Origin of the sequence: Corallococcus sp. AB038B, assembly GCF_003668955.1 — a bacterium.
In the GTDB taxonomy this organism is placed as follows: Bacteria; Myxococcota; Myxococcia; order Myxococcales; family Myxococcaceae; genus Corallococcus; species Corallococcus exiguus.
In genome coordinates, this window is the sequence record NZ_RAWO01000039.1 from 1 (window position 1) to 1,752 (window position 1,752).

The 1,752-nt window shown below is 62.7% G+C and carries 1 protein-coding gene and 1 pseudogene; both read left to right on the plus strand.

Features of this window, described 5'->3' with window-relative positions; translation table 11 throughout:
* A pseudogene (locus tag D7Y04_RS42395) lies at positions 1-656 on the plus strand (hypothetical protein); the annotation flags it as partial.
* The coding region (locus D7Y04_RS42400; RefSeq protein ID WP_233601846.1) for a hypothetical protein at positions 653-1,752 on the plus strand (1,100 nt) is incomplete at its 3' end. The pseudogene D7Y04_RS42395 and the gene D7Y04_RS42400, both read left to right, overlap by 4 nt.

Below are 1,752 nucleotides of genomic sequence, written 5' to 3' on the forward strand. Positions count from 1 at the left end.
TGAACGTGGATGAACTGGTGAGGCACCGCCAGTCCCTGCGGGAAGCGGCTCCTGCCGACGTCACCGCGCAGCCACTCTGGGCCGACTACGTGGCGTACCTGGAGACGCGGGCCGCTGAAATCAAGAAAGGGATCGCGGAGAAGGGGCCGCTGAAGTGGGCGGGCTACCAACTCGTTCGCGACAGGTATGCCCGGGGCCTGGCCTTCGAGCAGACCATGGTGTCCCTCCTGGAAGTGGATGCGGCCCTGCCACGGGCGCAGCGGCGGTGGCTCAAGGACTTCGACCAGCCTCGCATCGAGACGCACGTGGGCGTGGCGAAGGCGGACCTTCGCTTCGCGGACGTGCTCGTCATCGAAGAAGGGCCCGCTGCGGGCCCGAGTCCCCGCGTGGAGACGTTCAGCTTCAAGAGTCGGGACCTCCTTGGCCTTGATGGGGCTGCTCTGGCTGCTCAAGTGGTTGCGGACGCAAGAGCCGCACTGAAGTATTACGGTGAGACGTTGAATATCCGTAGGCCTGGGCTCGAACAGACGGCGCAAATCAAAAGAGTCCGATTGATCTACGAAGAGACCTTCAAGCCATTGGAACCTGATGCCCTTGAGCGTGCCGTGAATAGAGCTGAGAGTAGGGCAAAAGGAGTGGAGGTGCTGTTTCAATGAAGGCAATGAGTTCTCTTGAGCCGAAAGCAGGCGATCGCCTGCGATTCCTGCTGGACGGGACACTTGGCCATCGAGCCGAATCGGACACCGAGCTCACGCCCTTCCTCGCAGCGCTGGAGTCTCACGCCGAAGGCTGGATGCCGGATGTTGTGAAGGGAGCGCAACGGCGAAAATACTCGCGCGCCTCCATCAAGAAAGCGTTGGAGGAGCAGCGCGATGAGCATGGAACATCCGTCGCACTTTACCGTGCACAGCCCTTGGTTGAGTTGACGCTCGATCTCGATCTTCCTCCATCAGGAAATCAGTTGAGCTGTAGCCTTGGTGTTCAGCCCCTCTCGTTGTTTTCAGAGCGAGGGCGGTGTCTCATGTTTTTAGATATGATCAGGACCTTGGCTGCGCACTACCTGGTCGACTACGCCATGGCTCATGGCATGGCGGATCGGCAGCTCGCAGGAGCTCCGTACTTCGGTCGTGATGAAAAGGCCTCGCGAAGGGATGGCTTCGACAAGTTCTACGAGGTGTTCTGGCTCAATGTCTTCGGTCCCAAGCTCGTGGAAAGCGTAGGTCGCGAACGGGTGCTCTCGACGCCTGCGCACCTCGTGGAGGAACTCCCCAACGGCTCCGTCCTCCTGGTGCTGTGGCCTACCGCCGCGGACTTCGCCAGAGACGAAGCGCGAGTGGCCCAGGCCCGCGCCCATGTCCACCTTCGGCCCGACCTCGACTTCGACACGGTGCTGCGCACGCTGAGGGAGCGTAGCGCCGCACTCGTCCCCGTCGAGCCGCGATTCCACCCGGACGTGGCTCCGTTCCTCTCGCGCCTGCCGGACGTGTTCGCCATCAGCGAGCGGCAACGGAAGATCGCCGAGCTCAACGCCTTCCGGCCTCCAGCGCCGGAGGAGTGGCTCCCAGTCGCCCTTCCCTCGGACGTGGGGAATCCGGAGCGCGTCCTCACCTCCTACGGAGACCTGGCCGAAGGACTCGTGGCCGCGCTGCACACGAAGGTGCCGTCCATCATGGCCGCAACGCCCGAGTCCCTCACGGACCTGGACTTCCACTTCTGGCGGGAGAACTTTCCGGAGCGCTACAAGCGGGACCT